The organism is Actinomadura sp. 21ATH (assembly GCF_041951345.1).
Lineage (GTDB): Bacteria > Actinomycetota > Actinomycetes > Streptosporangiales > Streptosporangiaceae > Spirillospora.
This window is the reverse complement of sequence record NZ_JBGNUR010000001.1, coordinates 1-19,941: the sequence shown is the minus strand read 5'-3', so window position 1 is coordinate 19,941 and position 19,941 is coordinate 1. Positions and strand designations below refer to the sequence as shown.

The window sequence follows — 19,941 nt, the reverse complement described above, 5'->3', positions numbered from 1 at the left end:
TTCGTGAGGAGTGTCCCGCCGATCTTAGGAGAACTCGTGGGCGTCCGCGTACCGTCCGCGAACTCCTGTGCCGTCCTGTTACATCCGCATGTGCAGGCGCATGTCCCGACTCCTACATCCGGCGTTCACCGCGGGCTCACACCGCCGACCCGAACGGGCCATCCGCCGCCGCCATGGTCTCGCGGGTGACCCCACACGACCGCCGCCTCCGCGAACTCGACCTGCTGCGCTTCGTCGCGGCCCTGGCGGTGGTGCTGTTCCACTTCACCGGCTTCGACGGCGAGGGGCCCTGGCCCGAGCCGTCCCGGGAGCTGTTCGGGGCGCTCGGCGAGGTCACCAGGTACGGCTACCTGGGCGTCGACCTGTTCTTCCTCATCAGCGGCTTCGTCATCCTGATGAGCGCCTGGGGCCGGTCGCCGGGCGAGTTCGGCGTCTCGCGGCTGACCCGGCTGCTGCCGGCGTACTGGGCGGCGGTCCTGCTCGGCCTGGCCATCTGGGCCGGCTTCCGGCTGGGCAACGGCGTGCCGGGGCTGGTCGTCCCCAACCTCACCATGCTGCAGGCCGGGCTCGGCCTGAAGAGCATCGACGCGGTCTTCTGGACGCTCTGGGTCGAGATGCACTTCTACGTGCTGATCGCCGTGCTGGCCGCCCGCGGCATCGGCTACCGGAGCTGCCTGGTCTTCATGGCCGGCTGGACGCTCGCCGGGATCTTCGCCGACGAGGCCGACCACAAGCTGCTGCAGGTCATGCTGATGCCGACGTGGAGCCCGTACTTCATCGGGGGCATGGCGCTGTTCATGATCTACCGCTTCGGCCCGACGCTGCTGCTGTGGGGGTACGTGGCGGTGTCGTGGCTGCTGGCGGTCCACTGGAGCGTCTGGCGGACGGGCCACGTGTTCGAGGGCTCGGACGAGACGGTCGTGGCGGCCGCCGTCACCGGGATCTTCGCCGTGATGGCGCTGGTCGCCACCGGCCGGCTGCGGCGGCTGAACTGGCGCGGCCTGACCGTGCTCGGCGCGCTGACGTACCCGCTCTACCTCACGCACTCGCAGATCGCGCTGCCGCTGCTGGAGCACGCCTATCCCGCCCTCGACAAGTGGACCGCCCTCGCCCTGGCCACCGCGGCGTCGCTGCTGCTGGCGTACGCGGTGTACCGCCTGGTCGAGCGGCCGGGCCAGGCGTGGATGCGCGCGCGCCTGAAGGCGTCGCTGCTGCCGGTCCGGGCGCAGGACGCGCCGCCGCCCGTTCCCGAGCCGCGGCCCGAGACGCCGCCGCGCGAACTCGTCCGGAACTGATCCCGTGTCGATCCGGCGCTGACCCCGGCCCTGATCCGGATGTGACTCCTGCCCGCGCGCTGCGGGTGAACGGGCGACACGGGGTGGTGGTGTGCTCTACATCCCGTGATGGCCTATTTTGTCGGCCCATACCCGTGGTGGTGGACGCCGCGCGGGAGGAGGGGGCGCGGCATGGGGCTCTTCGGCAGGCGCCGGGCGGAGCGGCGGCCGCGGGACGGCGCGCCGCCGGTGATCGACCCCTGCGGGTACGACCCGGCCGCGGCCGACCTGCGCGCGGCGCTGCTGCACGAGGACTGGCCGTGGGCGAGCGAGTTCCTGGCCACCGTGACCGACCCGGACGACCGGGCGTTCTACCTCTCCGTCTGCGCGGGCGTCCCCGGCCTCCAGGACTGGATCGGCGCCTGGATCAGGGGCGAGCCCCGCTCGACGCTGCCGCTGCTGGTCCGCGGCGCGCACGCCGCCGCCTGGGCCTGGGAGGCGCGGAACGCCCCGTACGCCGGGCAGGACGCCGGGGACGGGCGCTTCCCCGGCTTCAGCGAGCGCCTCGAACTCGCCGAGGCGTGCCTGGGCGAGGTGGCCGCCCGCGACCCGGGCGAGACGGGCGCCTGGACGTACCTGCTGGCGTGCGCGCTGGGCGGCCGGGTGCGGCCGGAGGAGGCGCGGCGGCGGTTCGAGCGCGTCCTGGAACTGCATCCGGGGCACCTGCGCGCGCACATGGAGATGTTCACCTACCGTTGCGAGCGCTGGTACGGCGGCCACGACGAGATGTTCGCGTTCGCGCGGGGCGCCGTGGCGAACTCCCCGGCGGGAAGCCCCCTGGGGCGGCTCGTCGCCGACGCGCACATCGAGATGTGGCGCTCCCTCCCCAAGGGGCGGGCGGAGGACTACATCGCGCGGGACGAGGTGCGCGACGACCTGCGCGCGGCGGCCGACCACTCGATCCGCCACCCCGCGTACCGCCCCCGGGTGGGCTGGCCGGAGGTGCACAACGCGTTCGCGTTCGCCTTCGCGCTCGCGGGGGACGCGCCGGCGGCCCGGGAGGAGTTCGAGCTCATCGGCGACCGCGCGACCGCGTCGCCGTGGGACCTCTACGGCCCCGACCCCGCCGCGGCCTTCACGGAGCTGCGCGACCGGTTCGCGCGCCCGGGGGTGTGACGTTTCCGGGCGCCCCGGCGCTGACATCAGTAGAGGGCGGGCGTCCGGTCAGAGCGGGGACCGGGCGACCCGCTCTCCCCAGGCCCGCCGGCCGGATCAGTCCAGGGGGCGCAGCTCGTCGGCGTAGCTGACCGACGTGCGGCGCATCAGGCCGTCCTCGGCGATCGAGTACTGGCCCAGCCGCCACAGCGGCGGCGAGTAGGCGTGGATGGACACGCTCGCGGGCGCGGCCCCCACCAGCCGGTGGATGTGGTCGGGCCCGAAGCAGAAGGACGTGCCCGCCGGGACCACCGTCCGTACGTGGGCGCCGCCGATGCGCGGGTTGCACTCCTCCAGGGCGCCGCCGACGACCCGTACCGCGCCGGAGGAGACGTCGTGGTCGTGCCAGCCGGTGTCGTTCTCGGGCGTCCAGCACAGCAGCCACACGTCCACGTACTCGTCGCGGTAGAGGGACGCGTAGTGGCGCCGCTCGCCGGAGAAGCGCACGTGCCGCCGCCACAGCTCGGGCCGTTCCGCCAGCGCGTCGGCCAGCGCGCGCAGCTCGTGCTTGCCGAGCGCGCGTGCGGGCAGGTCCGCGAGCAGGCCCTCCGGGCGGTCCGGCGGGACGTCCGTCACCGGGACGATTTCGGCCGGCATCGCTTCAGCCGACATCCATGCGCTCCTTTCCTAGCAACAGCCGGTTCGGATTGGACACGCGGAACGCGTGCCCGGCGGCCTCGCCCAGGGCGAGGTCGCGGGGGGCGGCGTAGGGGCGGTCCGTGCCGTGCACGACCGCGTCGACCCCGAGGGCCCGGACGGCGGCGTCGGCGGCGCGCGGCCCGTAGGACGAGGTCTCGACGAACACGTCCGGGTCGACCTCGCCGCGGCCGCCGCCGCGCGCGGCGAGCCGCTCCCCGTGCAGCGGGGCCAGCCCGGCGAGCATCGCGAAGCAGACCCGCAGCCGGGGATGGCGCGGCCGGCCGAACGCGCGGAACGCGAACCACGCGGCGTGCATCTGCTGCACGTACGGCACGAGCGCCGCCCACCAGCCCGGCCCGGCCCCGGCCGCCGGGCCCGGGTGGACGAACAGGGGGAGGCCGCGCTCCTCCAGCAGGTCGAGGAGCGGGGCGCACCGCTCGTACCCGCCGGGGCCGGCCAGCGCCGTCGCCGGGAGCTGGAGGCCCGCGAAGCCCGCGTCGAGGACGCGCGCGGTCGCCGCGGCGTCCACGTCCCGCACGGAGGCGGACGCCCACGCGCCGAACGGTTCCGGGAGTTCCGCCGCGCCCGCGTGGTAGGCGTCCAGAAGCGGCCGCGCCTCGCCCGCCGGAAGCGATTCGATGCCGAGCGGCGCGGACAGCGAGACGAGCGCGCGGTCGAGCCCGTCCCGCCGGGCCGTCTCCGCCCTGCGCTCCACGTCGTGGTCCGCCGGGTCGACCTCGAACGGCGGCTCGCCGTCCAGGCGGAGCGTCCAGCCGTCCAGGAGCGGGGGCGTGCGCCGGGCACGGAGCGCCTCGATGAACGGCACGCTCCAAACATGCTGGTGAACGTCGATCCCGGCCATCGCCCCCCCTCCTACTGAACCGCTTCAGTGAAGCGGTTCAGTGGCGCCGCCGTCAAGAGGTGCGCGAGTTCTGTCGGCCGGACCGTCTAGGGTTTGCAGAGTGCCAGAAAGGCGCAAGCGCGCGACCATCCGGGAGGTGGCGCAGGCGACGGGGCTGTCGCCTGCGGCCGTGTCGTACGCGCTGCGCGGCATCCAGACGTCCGAGGAGACGCAGGAGCGCGTCCGCGCCGCCGCCCAGGAGCTCGGCTACGAGGCCCACCCGATCGCCCGCGCGCTGGCCAGCGGCCGCACCGGCATGGTCGGGCTGCTGTGCGGCTCGCTGGAGGACTACTGGCAGCAGTCCCTCGCCGTCGGCATCAGCCGCTCCCTGCTGGCCCGCGACCGCTACGCGCTGATCGTCGACGCGTTCAACGACCCGGCCCGCGAGCTGGCCCTGGCCCGCCAGCTGCGCGACCAGCGCGTCGACGGCCTGATCGTCCAGCCGCTCGACCCGTCCGCGCCGCTGTGGGCCGAGCTGCCGGAGACCGTCCCGGTCGTCTCGATCGGCGACGCCCTGCGCGGCGGCCGGTCGCAGGGCGAGGTCGTCTTCGACAACCGCCGCGGCGTCACCCTCGCCCTGGAGCACCTGCGCGACCTCGGCCACCGGCGGATCGCCGTGCTCACCCCGACGCTGGCCAGCACCCCCGACCGCCCCGCCGACGTGCACGTCAACGCCGAGGCCGAGCGGCTGCGGCTGGAGGCCGAGGTCGTCGTCGCCCCGCAGTCGCTGGCCGAGACCACCGAGGTCGCCACCGGGCTGCTGCGCGGCCCCGGCCGCCCCACCGCCGTCTTCTGCTTCTCCGACTCCATCGCGTACGGCGTCTACGCCGCCACCCGCGTCCTCGGCCTGGACGTCCCCGGCGACGTCGCCGTGTGCGGCTACGACGCCCACCCGATGTCGGCCCTGCTCACCCCGCCCCTGACCACCGTCGACTGGGACATCGACGGCATCGTCCACTCCGCCGTCCGCCTGGTGGTGGACGTCATCGACGGCAAGCCCCGCAAGCGCCGGGTCGTCCGCGAGCCGTCCCTGCGCGTCCGCGAGTCCACGGCCCGCCGCTGAGCGCCGACCGATGGCCCTACTACAGCAGTCCGGCCAGGGCGGGCAGGTGGTCCGCCGCGATCGCGATGTCGGTGTCCAGCGGCCGGTCGTCGACGCGCGGGTCGAGCGACCCGGCCGCGATGTCGTACGCCGCGCGCAGCGGCCCGGCCGACGGCGCGCGCCCCTGCATGCGCAGCGCGCGGACCGCCGCGACCAGCTCGCAGCCCAGCGCGATGCGGTACGCGCCGAGCGTCTCGGTGGTGGCGCGGGCCGACTGGGTGGAGAAGCCCGCGTGCTCCTCGACGCCGCGCGACAGCACCGCGCTCCCGAGGGCCGCCGGGGTCGCCAGCCGGCGGACGTCCGCGAGCGCCGAGTGCGCCACGTACTCCAGGATCATGATCCCGGAGCTGGCCTCGGTGGCGCCCTGGAACGGGTAGAGCCCGGTGAACGACGGCTCCGACAGCGTCCCGAGCCGCGCGGCCGACAGCGCCATCGTCTGGAAGAGCGCGGCCCGCGCCGCGTCCAGCGCCAGGCCCGCGTACGCGGTGTGGAAGTTGCCGTTGTGCCAGGCCGCGCGGCCCGGCACGTCGATCAGCGGGTTCTCGGCGGCCGCGTTGATCTCCCGGGTGACGACCGCCTCCGCGTACCCGGCCGCCTCCAGCGCCGGGCCGTGGACCTGCGGGAACGCCCGGTAGCCGTACGGGTCCTGGATCCGCGCCGGCGCGGGCCGCTCGTAGGCCAGCAGCGTCCGCATCGCGGCGGCCGCCTCCTGCTGGCCCGGGTGCGGGCACGCCTCGTGGACGGCCTCCGCGTACGGCTCGTCCGACCCCCGTACGGCGAAGTGGGAGAGGGCCGCGACGACGGTCGACGCGGCCAGCAGCGTGCGCAGGTCCGACACCGCGAGCGCGGACTCGCCGAGGGTGGCGGCGTTCGAGCTGATGAAGGCCAGCGCGTCGGCCGAGCGGAGGGTGAAGCCGGGGCCGCGGGGCCGGGTGCCGTCCGCGGCGGGCAGCCAGGCGCGCTCGCCGAGCAGGCACAGCGCGGTCGAGGCGAGCGCGGTCAGGTCGCCGGTGCCGATCGCGCCGTATATCGGCACCGGCGGCAGCAGCCCCAGGTTGAGCACGTCGGCCAGCGCGTCGAGCGCGCCGGGGTCGACGCCGGAGCCGCCGGCGGCGAGCTGGTTCAGCCGTACCGTCAGCATCGCGCGGACGATCTCGGGCGCCACCAGCGGGCCGGCGCCGGCGGCGTGGCTGCGGAGCAGCCGCAGGCCGTGCGCGTCGGCGTCCTCCCATTCCACGCCCACCTCGCGGTTGGCGCCGACGCCGGTGGTGCGCCCGTACACCGGCTGCTCGGCGGCCAGGGCGCGGGCCGTCTTCCAGGCCGCGCGGGCCCGCTCGGCGCCCTCGGCGGCCATGACGATCGTCACGTCCGCGCGGGCGGCGCGCGCCACCGCGGAACAGGTGAGGTTCGTCCCGTCGATAACGATTCGACTGTTCTCCACGGGCTCACGCTACTTTCTAGTCTATTCCGATCGTTAAACTACGGAAGCGCCCCGTGGCCGCGCCGGCCCACCGGTGCGTTGGGCCGGAGGTGACCACGGACTAACCTGGATCCGAGCCGAATCCGATCATCACCCTGTCAGCGAGCGGAAGAAGGCGTTGCACCGACGCCCACCGAGGACGTGAATCGTTTGATCACCTTTGCGGGCGTGACCAAGCGCTACCCGGACGGCACCGTGGCCGTCGACGATCTCGACCTGGAGATCCCGGCCGGCCGGATCACCGTGCTGGTGGGCCCGTCCGGCTGCGGCAAGACCACCACCCTGCGCATGATCAACCGGATGGTCGAGGCCACCGAGGGCACCGTGACCGTCGACGGGAAGAACGTGCGCGACATCGACCCGCCCGCGCTGCGCCGCGGCATCGGGTACGTGATCCAGCAGGCCGGGCTGTTCCCGCACCGCACGATCGTCGACAACATCGCCACGGTGCCGTACCTGCTCGGCTGGGACAAGAAGAAGGCCCGCGCCCGCTCGCACGAGCTGATGGAGCGCGTCGGCCTCGACCCCAAGCTCGCCAAGCGGTACCCGGCGCAGCTGTCGGGCGGGCAGCAGCAGCGCGTCGGCGTCGCCCGCGCGCTGGCCGCCGACCCGCCGATCATGCTGATGGACGAGCCGTTCAGCGCCGTCGACCCGATCGTGCGCGGCGACCTCCAGGAGGAGTTCCTGCGGCTCCAGGACGAGGTCGAGAAGACCATCGTGTTCGTCACCCACGACATCGACGAGGCCGTGAAGCTGGGCCACCGCATCGCGGTGTTCCAGGTCGGCGGCACGCTCGCGCAGTACTCCACGCCCGAGGAGCTGCTGGCCGAGCCCGCGAACGACTTCGTCCGCGACTTCCTGGGCGGCGACCGCGGCATCCGCCGGCTCCGCTTCTTCCAGGAACTCGACGCCGAGGAGGCGGCCGAGGATGCCGCGTCCGTGGCGAAGCCCCCTGGCGAGCCGGAGTCGGGCGCGTCCGCGGCGGTGGCGGACCGGTGACCCCGGTACTGGCGGCGCCCGAGGGCGAGCCGCTGATCCGGTGGGACTGGATCGGCCGCAACCTCAGCGGCGACATCGCCGAGTCGCTGACCGAGCACCTGGTGCTGTCGTTCACGCCCGTGCTGCTCGGGCTGCTGATCGCGCTGCCGGTCGGGCTGGCCTGCGCGCGCTGGACCCGGCTCTACCCGCCGGTGCTGGCGGCCACCAGCGTCCTGTACGCGGTCCCGGCGATCGGGCTTTTCGTGATCTTCGTCGCGTTCAGCGGGCTGACGTACACCACGGTGATCGTCCCGCTGGCGCTCTACACGCTGTCGGTGCTGGTGCCCAGCGTGGTGGACGGGCTGCGGTCCGTGCCCGACCATGTGCGGCAGTCGGCGGTCGCGATGGGCTTCGGCCCGCTGCGCCGGCTGGTCCGGGTCGAGCTGCCGATCGCGGTGCCGGTGGTCATGGCCGGGCTGCGGGTGGCCACGGTCGCCAACATCAGCCTGGTCAGCGTGGGCGCGCTCATCGGCATCGGCGGGCTCGGGCAGCTGATGGTCAAGGGCATGAAGTGGCCCGGCGGCGGGTTCACCACCCCGATCATCGTCGCGATCGTGCTGATCATCCTGCTGGCGCTGGTCGCCGACCTGGTCCTGCTGGTCGTGCAGCGGCTGCTCACGCCCTGGGAGCGCGCCGGCCGCGGCCGCCGCGCCAAGGCCGCGTCCGGGTCCGGGGCGGGACCGGTCCGCAAGGGCACCGCCGATGGCGGCGAGGGAAGCGGTCCCGTACCGGCCGAGCCCGAGGAGGCACGGTGAACGCGATCTGGGAGGCGTTCGGCTGGTTCGGCCGGTCGGCGCAGTGGACGGGCGCCGACGGCATCCCCAACCGGCTGGTCGAGCACCTGTGGTACTCGCTGCTCGCGTTCGCGCTCACGGTGCTGATCGCGCTGCCGCTCGGGCTCGTCCTGGGCCACCTGCGGCGCGGCCGGCCCGCCGCCGCCGCGGGGTTCCTGGTGCTGTCCTCGGCGAACGCGGCGCGCGCGCTGCCCACGCTGGGCCTGCTCATCCTGGCGGTGATCCTGACGACCGCCGGCGACCTGGTCCCGATCCTGATCCCGCTGGTCGCGCTGGCGATCCCGCCGGTGCTGGTCAACACCTACGCCGGGGTCCAGCAGGTCGAGGCGGGGCTGCGGGACGCGGCCGAGGGGATGGGCATGACCGGCCGGCAGGTGCTGCTGCGGGTCGAGCTGCCGGTGGCGCTGCCGCTGATCCTGCTCGGCCTGCGCACCGCGCTGATCCAGATCATCTCCACCGCCACGATCGCGGCGTACGTGGGGCTCGGCGGCCTCGGCCGCTACATCGTCGACGGCTACTCCCGGCAGGACTACGACAGCATGGCGGGCGGCGCGATCCTGGTGATCCTGCTGGCCGTCCTGACCCAGGTCGCCTTCGCCGGCCTCTACCGGTACGCCGTGTCCGCCGGGGTACGGCAGCGGGCGGCGGCGTCCTGAGCCGGACCCCGGCCCGGCACAGCACGACCCGGGCGCGCAGGCGCGTCCGGTCCCGGAGGAAGGAACACCACACATGTCCCGGATGATTCGCGGCGCCGCCGCGCTGGTCACGGCCGTGCTGGCGCTGACCGCCTGCGGCGGCGGAGGCGACGGTGACCCCCTGAGCGGCGGGGGCGGCAAGGGCGGCAGCATCACGATCGGCGGCGCCGACTTCCCCGAGAGCGGCCTGATCGGCGAGATCTACGCGCAGGCGCTCGAGGCCAAGGGCGTCAAGGTCGAGCGGAAGTTCAGCATCGGCTCCCGCGAGGTCTACTACGAGCAGGTCAAGAGCGGCGCGATCCAGGTGTTCCCCGAGTACAACGGGGCGCTGCTGGCGCACGTCGACAAGGAGAACAAGGCCAGCACCACCCAGGAGGTGGACGCGGCGCTGAAGCAGAAGCTGCCGCCGGAGCTGGAGATCCTGACCCCCTCGCAGGCCGAGAACAAGGACTCCCTGGTCGTCACGGCCGACTTCGCGCAGCAGAACAACCTGAAGTCGATCGAGGACGTCAAGCCGGTGGCGGGCAAGATGGTCGTCGGCGGGCCGCCGGAGTTCAAGACCCGGCAGCAGGGCCTGGTCGGCCTGGAGAAGGTGTACGGGCTGAAGTTCAAGGAGTTCAAGTCCCTGGACACCGCCGGCCCGATCACCGTGTCCAACCTGCAGAAGGGCCAGATCCAGGCCGCGGACCTGTTCACCACCGACGCCGCGATCAAGAAGAACGACTTCGTGGCGCTCGCCGACCCGAAGAACGTCTTCGGCGCGCAGAACGTCGTCCCGCTGGTCTTCAAGGCCAAGGTGAACGACACCGTCCGCAACACCCTGAACGCGGTCTCGGCCAAGCTCACCACCGCGCACCTCCAGGACATGAACACCGAGATCTCCGAGAAGAAGACCGACCCGGAGACCATCGCGAAGAACTGGCTCGGCCAGAACGGCCTGTCCTGACGGTCGACTCGCGGCTCAACGCTCTGCCGGCGGCCGGCCGCCCAGGCGGGCGGTGAGGCCGGCGGCGGCCGCCCGCACGGCGGCGGCGAGCTCCGGCCAGGTGTCCTCGGGGCGGCGGTCGCGGTGGAACGTCACCGTGATCGCCGCCGCCGGGTGGCCGGTGTGGTCGAACGAGCACGCCGCGATGCTCGCGAAACCCTCGGTGACCTGGCCGTCCTCGGCGGACCAGCCGCGCCGGGCGTCCTCCGCCAGCACCCGCCGCAGCTCGCGCGGCGACGCCGGGCCGCGCCCGGTCCGGTCCACGAACGCGGCGGGCCCCGGGAACAGCGCCCGCACCTGCGCCGCCGGCAGGTGCGCCAGCATCGACCGCCCGCTCGCCGTGAGCTGCGCGGGCATCCGCACCCCGACGTCGGTCACCAGCGTCGCGTGCCGCGGCGGCTGCTCCTTCAGCAGGTAGAGCGTCTCGGCGCCGTGCAGGACGCCGAGCTGCGCGATCTCGCCGGCCCGGTCGACGAGCCGCCGCAGCAGCGGCCGCGCCAGCCGTTCCAGCGGCCCGTGCCGCAGGTACGCCGAGCCGATCTCGAACGCCGCCACGCCCAGCCCCCAGCGCCGCTCCTCCGGCACGTACGCCACGAACCCGTCCTCGGCCATCGCGGTCAGCAGGTGGTACGTGCTCGACCGCGGCAGCTCCAGCTCCCGCGCGATGGCGGAGGCGGGCAGCGGCCCCGCCGAGCCCGCGAGCAGCCGCAGCACCGCCAGGGCCCGCTTCGCCGCCGGTACCTGCCCATTGGTCGCCATCCGCCCAGTGTCTCGTATCTGAGACAGAACGCCCGCGGCGGCCCTCCTCATGCCCGGCGCTTACGGCTCCAATGAGGGGTATGAAATCGCGCATGGGGGAGAACGGGGTCGAGGTCGGGCCGGAGCCGCTGACGTTCGGCCAGGTCACGGCGGTGGCCCGGGACGGTGCGCCGATCTCGCTGTCCGGCGAGGCGGTCAAGGTGATGGCGGCGGCTCGGGCGCACATCGAGGAGCTGTCGTCGCGGCCGACGCCGGTGTACGGGGTGTCGACCGGGTTCGGGGCGCTCGCGACGCGGCACATCGCGCCGGACCTGCGCGCCCAGCTGCAGCTGAACATCGTCCGGTCGCACGCGGCCGGGTCGGGGCCCGAGGTGGAGCGGGAGGTCGTCCGCGCGCTGATGCTGCTGCGGCTGCGCACCCTCGCCACCGGGCGCACCGGCGTCCAGCCGGTGACGGCACGGACCCTCGCCGCGCTGCTGAACGCGGGGATCACGCCGGTGGTGCACGAGTACGGCAGCCTCGGCTGCTCCGGCGACCTCGCGCCGCTGGCCCACGTGGCGATGGCGCTGATCGGGGAAGGGCCCGTCCGGGACGCGTCCGGCACGCTGATGCCCGCCGCGCAGGCCCTCGCGGCCGCCGGGATCGAGCCGGTGACGCTCGGCGCCAAGGAGGGGCTCGCGCTGCTGAACGGCACGGACGGGATGCTCGGCATGCTCGTCCTGGCCATCGGCGACCTGCGCCGGCTGCTCACCGCCGCCGACGTCGCCGCGGCGATGACCGTCGAGGCGCTGCTGGGCACCGACCGCGTGTTCGCCGCCGACCTGCAGGATCTGCGGCCGCATCCCGGCCAGGCCGCGTCGGCGGCCAACCTGCGCAAGCTGCTGGCCGCCTCGGAGATCATGGAGTCGCACCGGGGGCCCGACTGCACCCGCGTCCAGGACGCCTACTCGCTGCGCTGCTCCCCGCAGGTGAACGGCGCCGCCCGCGACACGCTCGCGCACGCCGAGCTGGTCGCGTCCCGGGAGCTGGCCTCGGCCGTCGACAACCCGGTGGTGCTGCCGGACGGCCGGGTGGAGTCCAACGGCAACTTCCACGGAGCGCCCGTCGCGTACGTGCTGGACTTCCTCGCGATCCCGGCCGCCGACCTGGCGTCGATGTCCGAGCGCCGCACCGACCGGATGCTGGACCGCGGCCGCTCGGCGGGACTGCCCGCGTTCCTGGCCGACGACCCCGGCGTCGACTCCGGCCACATGATCGCCCAGTACACCCAGGCGTCGATCGTGTCGGAGCTGAAGCGGCTGGCCGCGCCGGCCAGCGCCGACTCGATCCCGTCGTCGGCGATGCAGGAGGACCACGTCTCGATGGGCTGGAACGCCGCCCGCCAGCTGCGCCGCTCGGTGGACGGGCTGGCGCAGGTGATCGCGATCGAGATCCTCACCGCCGCCCGCGCCCTCGACCTGCGCCGCCCGCTGCGTCCCGGCCCGGCCACCGCGGCCGTCGTCGCGGCGCTGCGCGAGCACGTCCCCGGGCCGGGCCCCGACCGCCACCTGTCGCCCGAGATCGCGCTGGCCACCGGCCTCGTCCGCGACGGGACGCTCGTCGCGGCCGCCGAGTCCGTCACCGGTCCCCTCTCCTAGCCAACGTCCCAGCCTTCTCTCCCAGTCTTCGAGGAGCTCTCATGTCCGGACCCCGTCCCGTACGCGCGCCGCGCGGCACGTCCCTGACCTCGGCCAAGGGGTGGCCGCAGGAGGCCGCGCTGCGGATGCTGATGAACAACCTCGACCCGGAGGTCGCCGAGCACCCCGACGAGCTGGTCGTGTACGGCGGTTCCGGCCGCGCCGCGCGCAGCTGGGACGCCTTCGACGGCATCGTCCGCTCCCTGAACGGCCTGGAGGGGGACGAGACGCTGCTCGTCCAGTCCGGCAAGCCCGTCGGGATCTTCCGCACGCACGAGTGGGCGCCGCGCGTGCTCATCGCCAACTCCAACGTCGTCCCGCAGTGGGCGACGTGGGAGGAGTTCCGGCGGCTGGAGTCGCTGGGCCTGACGATGTTCGGGCAGATGACGGCCGGCTCGTGGATCTACATCGGCACGCAGGGCATCCTCCAGGGGACGTACGAGACGTTCGCCGCGGTCGCCGCGAAGCGGTTCGGCGGCTCGCTGGCCGGGACGATCACGCTGACGGCCGGGCTCGGCGGGATGGGCGGCGCGCAGCCGCTGGCCGTGACGATGAACGGCGGCGTCGCGATCTGCGTCGAGGTGGACCCGTCCCGGATCGAGCGCCGGGTCGAGCACCGCTACTGCGACCGGAAGGCGGACTCGCTGGACGAGGCGCTGCGGCTGGCGGAGGAGGCCAGGGACCGCCGGGAGCCGCTGTCCATCGCCGTCCGGGGGAACGCGGCGGAGATCGTCCCGGAGCTGCTGCGGCGGGGCGCGCCGATCGACGTCGTCACCGACCAGACCAGCGCGCACGACCCGCTGATGTACCTGCCGCGCGGCGTCGCGTTCGAGGACTGGGCCGCCGAGCGGGACAAGGACCGCGACGGCTTCATCGCGAAGGCGCGGGAGTCGATGGCCGCGCACGTGGAGGCGATGGTGGGCTTCCAGGACGCGGGCGCGGAGGTGTTCGACTACGGCAACTCGATCCGGGGGGAGGCGCGGCTCGCGGGGTACGACCGGGCGTTCGCGTTCCCGGGGTTCGTGCCGGCGTACATCCGGCCGCTGTTCTGCGAGGGCAAGGGCCCGTTCCGGTGGGCGGCGCTGTCGGGCGACCCGAAGGACATCGCGCGGACGGACCGGGCGATCCTGGAGCTGTTCCCGGACAACGAGCCGCTGGCCCGCTGGATCCGGATGGCGGGGGAGCGGGTCCACTTCCAGGGGCTGCCGTCCCGGATCTGCTGGCTCGGGTACGGCGAGCGCGACAAGGCCGGGGCGGTGTTCAACGACCTGGTGGCGCGCGGCGAGATCAGCGCGCCGCTGGCGCTGGGCCGCGACCACCTCGACACCGGCTCGGTCGCCTCCCCGTACCGCGAGACCGAGGGCATGGCGGACGGCTCGGACGCGATCGCGGACTGGCCGCTGCTGAACGCGATGCTCAACACCGCCTCGGGCGCGTCGTGGGTGTCGATCCACCACGGCGGCGGGGTCGGCATCGGCCGGTCCATCCACGCGGGGCAGGTCTGCGTCGCCGACGGGACGGAGCTGGCCGGGCGCAAGCTGGAGCGCGTCCTGACCAACGACCCGGGGACCGGCGTGATGCGGCACGCGGACGCGGGGTACGAGCGCGCCGCGGAGGTCGCGGCGGAACGGGGCGTGCGGATCCCCATGGCGGAGTCCGCGGAGACGGCGGAGTAGGGGCATGGGCTTCGAGGAGATGTGGGCGGCGCTCCGCCCGGTGGGGCGCGACGCGGAGACGGGCGGCTACCACCGCTTCGCGTGGACGCCGGCGGAGGTGGAGTGCCGGTCGTGGTTCGCCGACGAGGCGCGCCGCCGCGACCTGGAGATCGAGACGGACCGGAACGGCAACCTGTTCGCCTGGTGGTTCCCGCCGGGGAACGGGCGCGGCGACGCGGTCGTGACGGGCAGCCATCTCGACTCGGTGCCGGGCGGCGGCGCGTTCGACGGGCCGCTGGGGATCGTGTCCGCGTTCGCCGCGATCGACCTGCTTCGCGAGCGCGGTGTCCGGCCGTCCCGCCCCATCGGCGTCGCGGCGTTCGCGGAGGAGGAGGGCGCGCGCTTCGGGGTGGCCTGCCTGGGGTCGCGCCTCCTCACCGGCGCGATCGCCCCGTACCGCGCCCGCGCCCTGCGGGACCGCGACGGCCGCACGCTCGCCGACGTGCTCACCGGGCACGGCCTGGACCCGGAGCGGATCGGTCCGGACGAGGACCTGCTGTCCCGGATCGGCTGCTACGTCGAGCTGCACGTGGAGCAGGGGCGGGCGCTGGACGTCCCGGTGGGGGTGGCGAGCGCGATCGTCCCGCACGGCCGCTGGCGGTTCGACCTGGCGGGGGAGGGCAACCACGCGGGCACCACGCACCTGAAGGACCGCCGCGACCCCATGCTGCCGTTCGCGGAGCTGGTCCTGGCGGCGCGCGAGGCCGCCGAGCGCAACGGGACGCTCGCCACGGTCGGCAGAGTGGAGGTGGCGCCGAACGGCGTGAACGCGGTCCCGTCGGCGGTGACGGCCTGGCTGGACGGCCGCGGCCCCGCCGACGAGGCCGTGCGCCGCACGGTGGCGGAGGTCCGCGAGGCGGCGCGGCGGGCGGCGCGCGCGCACGGCGTGGCGGTCGAGGTGGCGGAGGAGTCGTACACCGAGGTCGTGGACTTCGACGTGCCGCTGCGCGACCGGCTGGCGGCGGTGCTCGGCGGCGTGCCGGTGCTGCCCACGGGCGCGGGGCACGACGCGGGGATCCTGGCGTCGCGGCTGCCCACGGCCATGCTCTTCGTCCGCAACCCGACCGGGATCTCGCACGCCCCGGAAGAGCACGCCGACCTTGAGGACTGTCTGGCGGGCGTGGAGGCCCTCACCACCGTGCTCAAAGCGCTGGCAGGCGGGTAAAGAGTCCGATATGCAATGGCATGCCGAGTTTGCCTGGCTCGGTGACGGAGTGGCCGCCGACGTGCTGATCGAGGCCGACGGTGAGCGCTTCACGTCCGTCACCCGCGGCGTCCCGGCCCCGCCGGGCGCGCTCCCCCTGACCGGACTCACCCTTCCCGGTCTCGCCGACGCCCATTCCCACGCCTTCCACCGCGCCCTCCGCGCCCGCGCCCAGGCGGGCTCCGGAACCTTCTGGACGTGGCGCGACCGGATGTACGAGATCGCCGGCCGCCTCGACCCCGACACCTACCGCGCCCTGGCACGGGCCGTCTACGCCGAGATGGCCCTGGCCGGCATCAGCTGCGTGGGCGAGTTCCACTACCTGCACCACCGGCCGGGCGGCGTCCCGTACGGTGACCCCAACGCGATGGGCGAGGCCCTGATCGCCGCGGCCGCCGACGCGGGCATCAGGATCACCCTCCTCGACACCTGCTACCTCGCCGGCGGGATCGAGCGGCCGCTGGAAGGCCCCCAGCTCCGCTTCAACGACGGCAGCGCGGGCAACTGGGCGCGCCGCGTCGACAGCCTGTACGAGCAGACCGACAAGGCGGGCCGCCTGCACGCCCGGGTCGGCGCCGCGATCCACTCGGTGCGCGCCGTGCCGCGCGAGCAGATCAGCGCCGTGGCGGGCTGGGCCAGGGACCGCGGCGCGCCCCTGCACGTCCACCTCTCCGAGCAGCCCGCCGAGAACGCGGCGTGCCAGGAGGCGTACGGGATGAGCCCGACCCGCCTGCTGGCCGAGTGCGGCGCGCTGGGCGCGCGGACGGTCGCCGTCCACGCCACCCACCTGTCCGAGGAGGACATCGGCCTGCTCGGCACCACCATGACCGGCGTGTGCATGTGCCCGACCACCGAGCGCGACCTGGCCGACGGCATCGGGCCGGCCCGCGACCTGTCCCGCGCCGGCGCGCCGATCTGCCTGGGGTCGGACCAGCACGCGGTGATCGACCTGTTCGAGGAGGCCCGCGCGGTCGAGCTGAACGAGCGGCTGCGCACCCGCGAGCGCGGCCACTGGACGGCCGGCGAGCTGCTGGCCGCCGCCACGTCCAACGGCCACTACGGCCTCGGCTGGCCGGAGGCGGGGCGGCTGGAGCCCGGCGCGTACGCCGATCTGGTGACGGTGGCGCTCGACTCGGTGCGCACGGCGGGCGCGGGGCCGGATCTGGCCGCCGAGACCGCCGTCTTCGCCGCGACGGCCGCGGACGTCCGCACGGTGGTGGTCTCCGGCCGCGAGATCGTCCGGGACGGCCGGCATCTGCTCGTGCCGGACGTCCCGGCCGCCCTGGCCGAGGCCATCGCGGCGGTGACCGCCGAAGAAGAGGAGCAGGAGGGCGGGCGAGAGGAGTCCTGACCGCCTCCCCGCGGGCGGGGTCAACCCCGCCTGGATGGGGGAGATCGCCCTGTACGCGCCGTTCCGTCCCCGGACGCCGTGCACCTTACCGGGAAAAATCCGGCAAGTGATATCTCCGTTTTCCCGCGCGGGGACCCCCGGATGTGATTGCTTGCATCGTTGGGAATTTCGGGTTGTGCGGGGATGTGAACATGTTGCGGCGTTTGTTGCTGTTTGTGGGGGTTCTCGGGGCGGTCCTCGCCCTGAGCGGGCCGGTGCCGGCCATGGCCGCCGGTCCGGCCCTGGTCATCGACACGGCCGGGGTGCTGCGGACCGCCGAGGTCCGCGCCAACGCCGAGGCGCTGCCCATGCCGGTCCGGATCTACACGGCGCGGCAGCCGGCCACCCGTACCGAGTTCGGAACCTGGGTGAGCGGCCGGCGCACGTCCTCGGACATGCTCGTGATCGGGTTCAACCCGACGCTCGACTACCTCTACTACACCGCCGGCCCGGCGTCCGGCCTCACCCGGCTGGACATGTCGACGGCGACCAGCCGGTTCACCTCCACGGGCCGCAGCACGAACGACCTGACGCGCGCCATGAACGCGCTGCTGATCTCGCTGCGCGGCGCCGCGGGCCCGACGTCCTCGCCGACCACCGCGGCGCCCACGCCGACGACCACGTACACCGCGCCGGACACCGACGTGGACGTCGACGTCAGCGCCGGCGGGCGGCGGCGCGGCGGCGGCATCGGCAAGATCCTCATCTTCGGCGTGATCGCGCTGATCGTCCTCGCGGTCGGCGGCGTGGTCAAGCTCGCCAAGGGCAGTGGCAAGCCGCCGTCCGGGCCCGGGATGCCGCCGATGGGCGGCCCGCAGCCGCCGATGCCCGGCGCGCCCTACCCGCCGCAGCCCGGCGCCCCGCAGCCCGGCGCCCCGCAGCCCGGCGCGCCCTACCCGCCGGCGCCCCAGCCGGGCGCCCCGTACCCGCCGCAGCCGCAGCCGGGCGGGCAGGGCTGGCCGCCGCCCCAGCCGCCCGCCCAGCCCCCGGGCCCGGGCTACCCGCCGGCGCCCGGCGGCCCGGGCGGGTACCAGCCGCCGCCCGCGCCGCCCGGCCCCGGCTACCCGCCGCAGCCGCCCGGCCACGGCGGCCCGCCGCCCCAGGGCTGGTGACGTCCCGCCCGGACGTCTCGCATTTCAGACGGGACCGCGGCCGGGCGCCGCGACCGCGCGGCGCCCGGGTGCGATGCTGACCCGATGAGCGTGGTCATCACGAACGTCGGGGAGCTGGTCACCAACGAGCCCGGGCGCGGGGACGGGCCGCTCGGGGTGATCCGGGACGCCGCCCTCGTCCTGGACGGCGACCGGATCGCCTGGACCGGCCCGGCCTCCCGCGCCCCCGCGGCGGACGAGGCGTACGACGCGGCCGGGCGCGCGGTCCTGCCCGGCTACGTCGACTCGCACGCGCACCTCGTCTTCGCGGGCGAGCGCGCCGAGGAGTTCGCGGCGCGGATGAGCGGCCGCCCGTACGCGGCGGGCGGCATCAGGACGACCGTGGCCCGCACCCGCGCCGCCACCGACGAGGAGCTGCGCGCCAACCTGCGGCGGCTCGTCGCCGAGATGGCGCGGCAGGGCACGACGACCGTGGAGTGCAAGTCCGGCTACGGCCTGTCCGTCGAGCAGGAGGAGCGCGCCGTACGGATCGCGGCGGAGGTCGCGGACGAGGTGACGTTCCTGGGGGCGCACGTCGTCCCGTCCGAATACGCGGACGACGCCGCCGGCTACGTGCGGCTCGTCTCGACCGCCATGATGGACGCCTGCGCCCCCCACGCGCGCTGGGTGGACGTCTTCTGCGAGAAGGGCGCCTTCGACGAGGACCAGGCGCGGACCGTACTGGAGGCGGGCGTCCGGGCGGGCCTGCGACCGCGCCTGCACGCCAACCAGCTCCGCCCCGGCCCGGGCGTGCGCCTCGCGGTCGAACTCGGCGCCGCCTCCGCCGACCACTGCACGTTCCTCACGGACGAGGACGTCGACGCGCTCGCGAACTCCGAGACGGTCGCGACCCTCCTGCCGGGCGTCGAGTTCTCCACCCGCCAGCCCTATCCGGACGCGCGCCGCCTCCTGGACGCCGGCGCCACGGTCGCGCTGGCCACGGACTGCAACCCCGGCTCCTGCTACAGCTCCAGCATGGCGTTCTGCGTCGCCGTGGCCGTACGGGACATGCGCATGACCCCCGCCGAGGCGGTGTGGGCCGCCACGGCGGGCGGAGCGCGGGCCCTGCGCCGTACGGACGTGGGGCACCTCGGCGTGGGCGCCCGCGCGGACGTCCTGATCCTGGACGCCCCGTCCCACATCCACCTCGCCTACCGGCCGGGCGTCCCGCAGGTCGCCGCCGTATGGAGAAGGGGCCGGCAGGTGTGAATCGCGTGGTCCGGGTAGGTGCCTCCTGCGTCACGAAGGAGGCAGACGAATGGCGGAGTTCCTGACCGACATCAAGACCCTGCGCGAGCGGGCCCGGCAGGAAATCGACAAGGGACCCATCACCGAGGCGTACGGCGCCGACCGCGAACGCGTCATCCAGGTGTGCAACGAGGCGCTGGCGACCGAGATCGTGTGCACCCTGCGCTACAAGCGGCACTACTTCACCGCGACCGGCATCCACGCCGAGTCGGTGGCGTCGGAGTTCCTGGAGCACGCCCAGGAGGAGCAGGAGCACGCCGACATGCTGGCGACCCGGATCGTCCAGCTCGGCGGCGACCCCGACTTCTCGCCGGACACCCTCACCACCCGCGCCCACGCCGAGTACGGCGCCAGCCTCGACCTCGTCTCCATGATCAAGGAGGACCTGGTCGCGGAGCGGGTCGCGATCCTCTCGTACACCGAGATCGTCCAGTGGCTCGGCGACGGCGACCCCACCACCAAGCGCGTCTTCGAGCGCATCCTCGAACAGGAGGAGGAGCACGCCGACGACCTCCGCGGCCTCCTCGAACGCCTTCCCAAGGACATGGCCTAGATCGTTGATGGGAAATTGTGTGCTGGTCAGTGGTCGTAGGCGGTGAGGGAGCGTTTGACGGGTGCGTCGATGAGCCAGTTGTGCCAGATGGCGGCGTTGAGCGCGAGGATGCGCTGGGCGAT

17 protein-coding genes and 1 pseudogene are annotated in these 19,941 nt (G+C 74.3%); 14 read left to right on the top strand and 4 right to left on the bottom strand.

All coding sequences use genetic code 11. The features are described 5' to 3' along the window. The first annotated feature begins 185 nt into the window (after nt 1–185). Together ACA361_RS00090 and ACA361_RS00085 are read left to right on the top strand one after the other, a co-directional pair. Nucleotides 186–1,295: an acyltransferase family protein gene (locus ACA361_RS00090; protein WP_375009639.1), complete on the top strand. Its 1,110-nt coding sequence runs from the start codon at nt 186–188 to the stop codon at nt 1,293–1,295. A 171-nt stretch (nt 1,296–1,466) separates the two neighbouring features. Further along, nucleotides 1,467–2,450, top strand: coding sequence for a hypothetical protein (locus ACA361_RS00085; protein ID WP_375009638.1), 984 nt, complete (start codon nt 1,467–1,469; stop codon nt 2,448–2,450). Nucleotides 2,451–2,546: 96 nt separating this feature from the next. Here ACA361_RS00085 and ACA361_RS00080 read toward each other — a convergent pair whose 3' ends face one another. Together ACA361_RS00080 and ACA361_RS00075 are read right to left on the bottom strand one after the other, a co-directional pair. Then, complete coding sequence (locus tag ACA361_RS00080; protein WP_375009637.1) at nt 2,547–3,101, bottom strand: cysteine dioxygenase family protein; 555 nt, start codon at nt 3,099–3,101, stop codon at nt 2,547–2,549. Beyond that, nucleotides 3,091–3,990, bottom strand: a complete 900-nt coding sequence (locus ACA361_RS00075; RefSeq protein WP_375009636.1) for an amidohydrolase family protein — start codon at nt 3,988–3,990, stop codon at nt 3,091–3,093. Before ACA361_RS00075 ends, ACA361_RS00080 begins: the two co-directional genes overlap by 11 nt. Before the next feature lie 136 nt (nt 3,991–4,126). On the opposite strand from ACA361_RS00075, the gene ACA361_RS00070 reads away from it, so the two are divergent. Then, nucleotides 4,127–5,092 carry a LacI family DNA-binding transcriptional regulator gene (locus ACA361_RS00070; protein WP_375009635.1) on the top strand — a complete coding sequence of 322 codons (966 nt, stop codon included), beginning with the start codon at nt 4,127–4,129 and terminating at the stop codon, nt 5,090–5,092. 19 nt (nt 5,093–5,111) lie between these two features. Here ACA361_RS00070 and ACA361_RS00065 read toward each other — a convergent pair whose 3' ends face one another. Beyond that, nucleotides 5,112–6,572 (bottom strand): aromatic amino acid ammonia-lyase, encoded by a 1,461-nt coding sequence (locus ACA361_RS00065; protein ID WP_375009634.1) that lies wholly within the window; start codon nt 6,570–6,572, stop codon nt 5,112–5,114. A gap of 189 nt (nt 6,573–6,761) precedes the next feature. On the opposite strand from ACA361_RS00065, the pseudogene ACA361_RS00060 reads away from it, so the two are divergent. The 4 genes and pseudogenes from ACA361_RS00060 to ACA361_RS00045 all read left to right on the top strand — a co-directional run. Beyond that, nucleotides 6,762–7,574: pseudogene (locus ACA361_RS00060) on the top strand (ABC transporter ATP-binding protein); the annotation flags it as partial. Between the two features lie 32 nt (nt 7,575–7,606). After that, complete coding sequence (locus ACA361_RS00055) at nt 7,607–8,404, top strand: ABC transporter permease (protein ID WP_375009633.1); 798 nt, start codon at nt 7,607–7,609, stop codon at nt 8,402–8,404. Beyond that, the gene (locus ACA361_RS00050) at nt 8,401–9,099 is read left to right on the top strand and encodes an ABC transporter permease (protein WP_375009632.1); all 699 of its coding nucleotides are present in this window, start codon (nt 8,401–8,403) and stop codon (nt 9,097–9,099) included. The genes ACA361_RS00055 and ACA361_RS00050 overlap by 4 nt, the downstream gene beginning before the upstream one ends. A 73-nt stretch (nt 9,100–9,172) precedes the next feature. Further along, nucleotides 9,173–10,084 (top strand): ABC transporter substrate-binding protein, encoded by a 912-nt coding sequence (locus ACA361_RS00045; protein ID WP_375009631.1) that lies wholly within the window; start codon nt 9,173–9,175, stop codon nt 10,082–10,084. 15 nt (nt 10,085–10,099) lie between these two features. Here ACA361_RS00045 and ACA361_RS00040 read toward each other — a convergent pair whose 3' ends face one another. Next, nucleotides 10,100–10,882, bottom strand: coding sequence for an IclR family transcriptional regulator (locus ACA361_RS00040; protein ID WP_375009630.1), 783 nt, complete (start codon nt 10,880–10,882; stop codon nt 10,100–10,102). 92 nt (nt 10,883–10,974) lie between these two features. On the opposite strand from ACA361_RS00040, the gene hutH reads away from it, so the two are divergent. The 7 genes from hutH (at nt 10,975) to ACA361_RS00005 (ending at nt 19,819) form a co-directional block, all read left to right on the top strand. After that, the gene (gene hutH, locus ACA361_RS00035; RefSeq protein ID WP_375009629.1) at nt 10,975–12,519 is read left to right on the top strand and encodes a histidine ammonia-lyase; all 1,545 of its coding nucleotides are present in this window, start codon (nt 10,975–10,977) and stop codon (nt 12,517–12,519) included. 41 nt (nt 12,520–12,560) lie between these two features. Next, nucleotides 12,561–14,234, top strand: a complete 1,674-nt coding sequence (gene hutU / locus ACA361_RS00030; protein WP_375009628.1) for a urocanate hydratase — start codon at nt 12,561–12,563, stop codon at nt 14,232–14,234. A gap of 4 nt (nt 14,235–14,238) precedes the next feature. After that, nucleotides 14,239–15,438 carry an allantoate amidohydrolase gene (locus tag ACA361_RS00025; protein ID WP_375009627.1) on the top strand — a complete coding sequence of 400 codons (1,200 nt, stop codon included), beginning with the start codon at nt 14,239–14,241 and terminating at the stop codon, nt 15,436–15,438. A gap of 10 nt (nt 15,439–15,448) precedes the next feature. Further along, on the top strand, nt 15,449–16,828 hold the full coding sequence (locus ACA361_RS00020; RefSeq protein ID WP_375009626.1) for a formimidoylglutamate deiminase: 1,380 nt from the start codon (nt 15,449–15,451) through the stop codon (nt 16,826–16,828). 215 nt (nt 16,829–17,043) lie between these two features. Beyond that, complete coding sequence (locus tag ACA361_RS00015) at nt 17,044–17,979, top strand: hypothetical protein (RefSeq protein WP_375009625.1); 936 nt, start codon at nt 17,044–17,046, stop codon at nt 17,977–17,979. 84 nt (nt 17,980–18,063) lie between these two features. Then, complete coding sequence (gene hutI / locus ACA361_RS00010) at nt 18,064–19,227, top strand: imidazolonepropionase (RefSeq protein ID WP_375009623.1); 1,164 nt, start codon at nt 18,064–18,066, stop codon at nt 19,225–19,227. A 49-nt stretch (nt 19,228–19,276) separates the two neighbouring features. Then, the gene (locus ACA361_RS00005) at nt 19,277–19,819 is read left to right on the top strand and encodes a bacterioferritin (protein ID WP_375009622.1); all 543 of its coding nucleotides are present in this window, start codon (nt 19,277–19,279) and stop codon (nt 19,817–19,819) included. Nucleotides 19,820–19,941 lie beyond the last annotated feature (122 nt).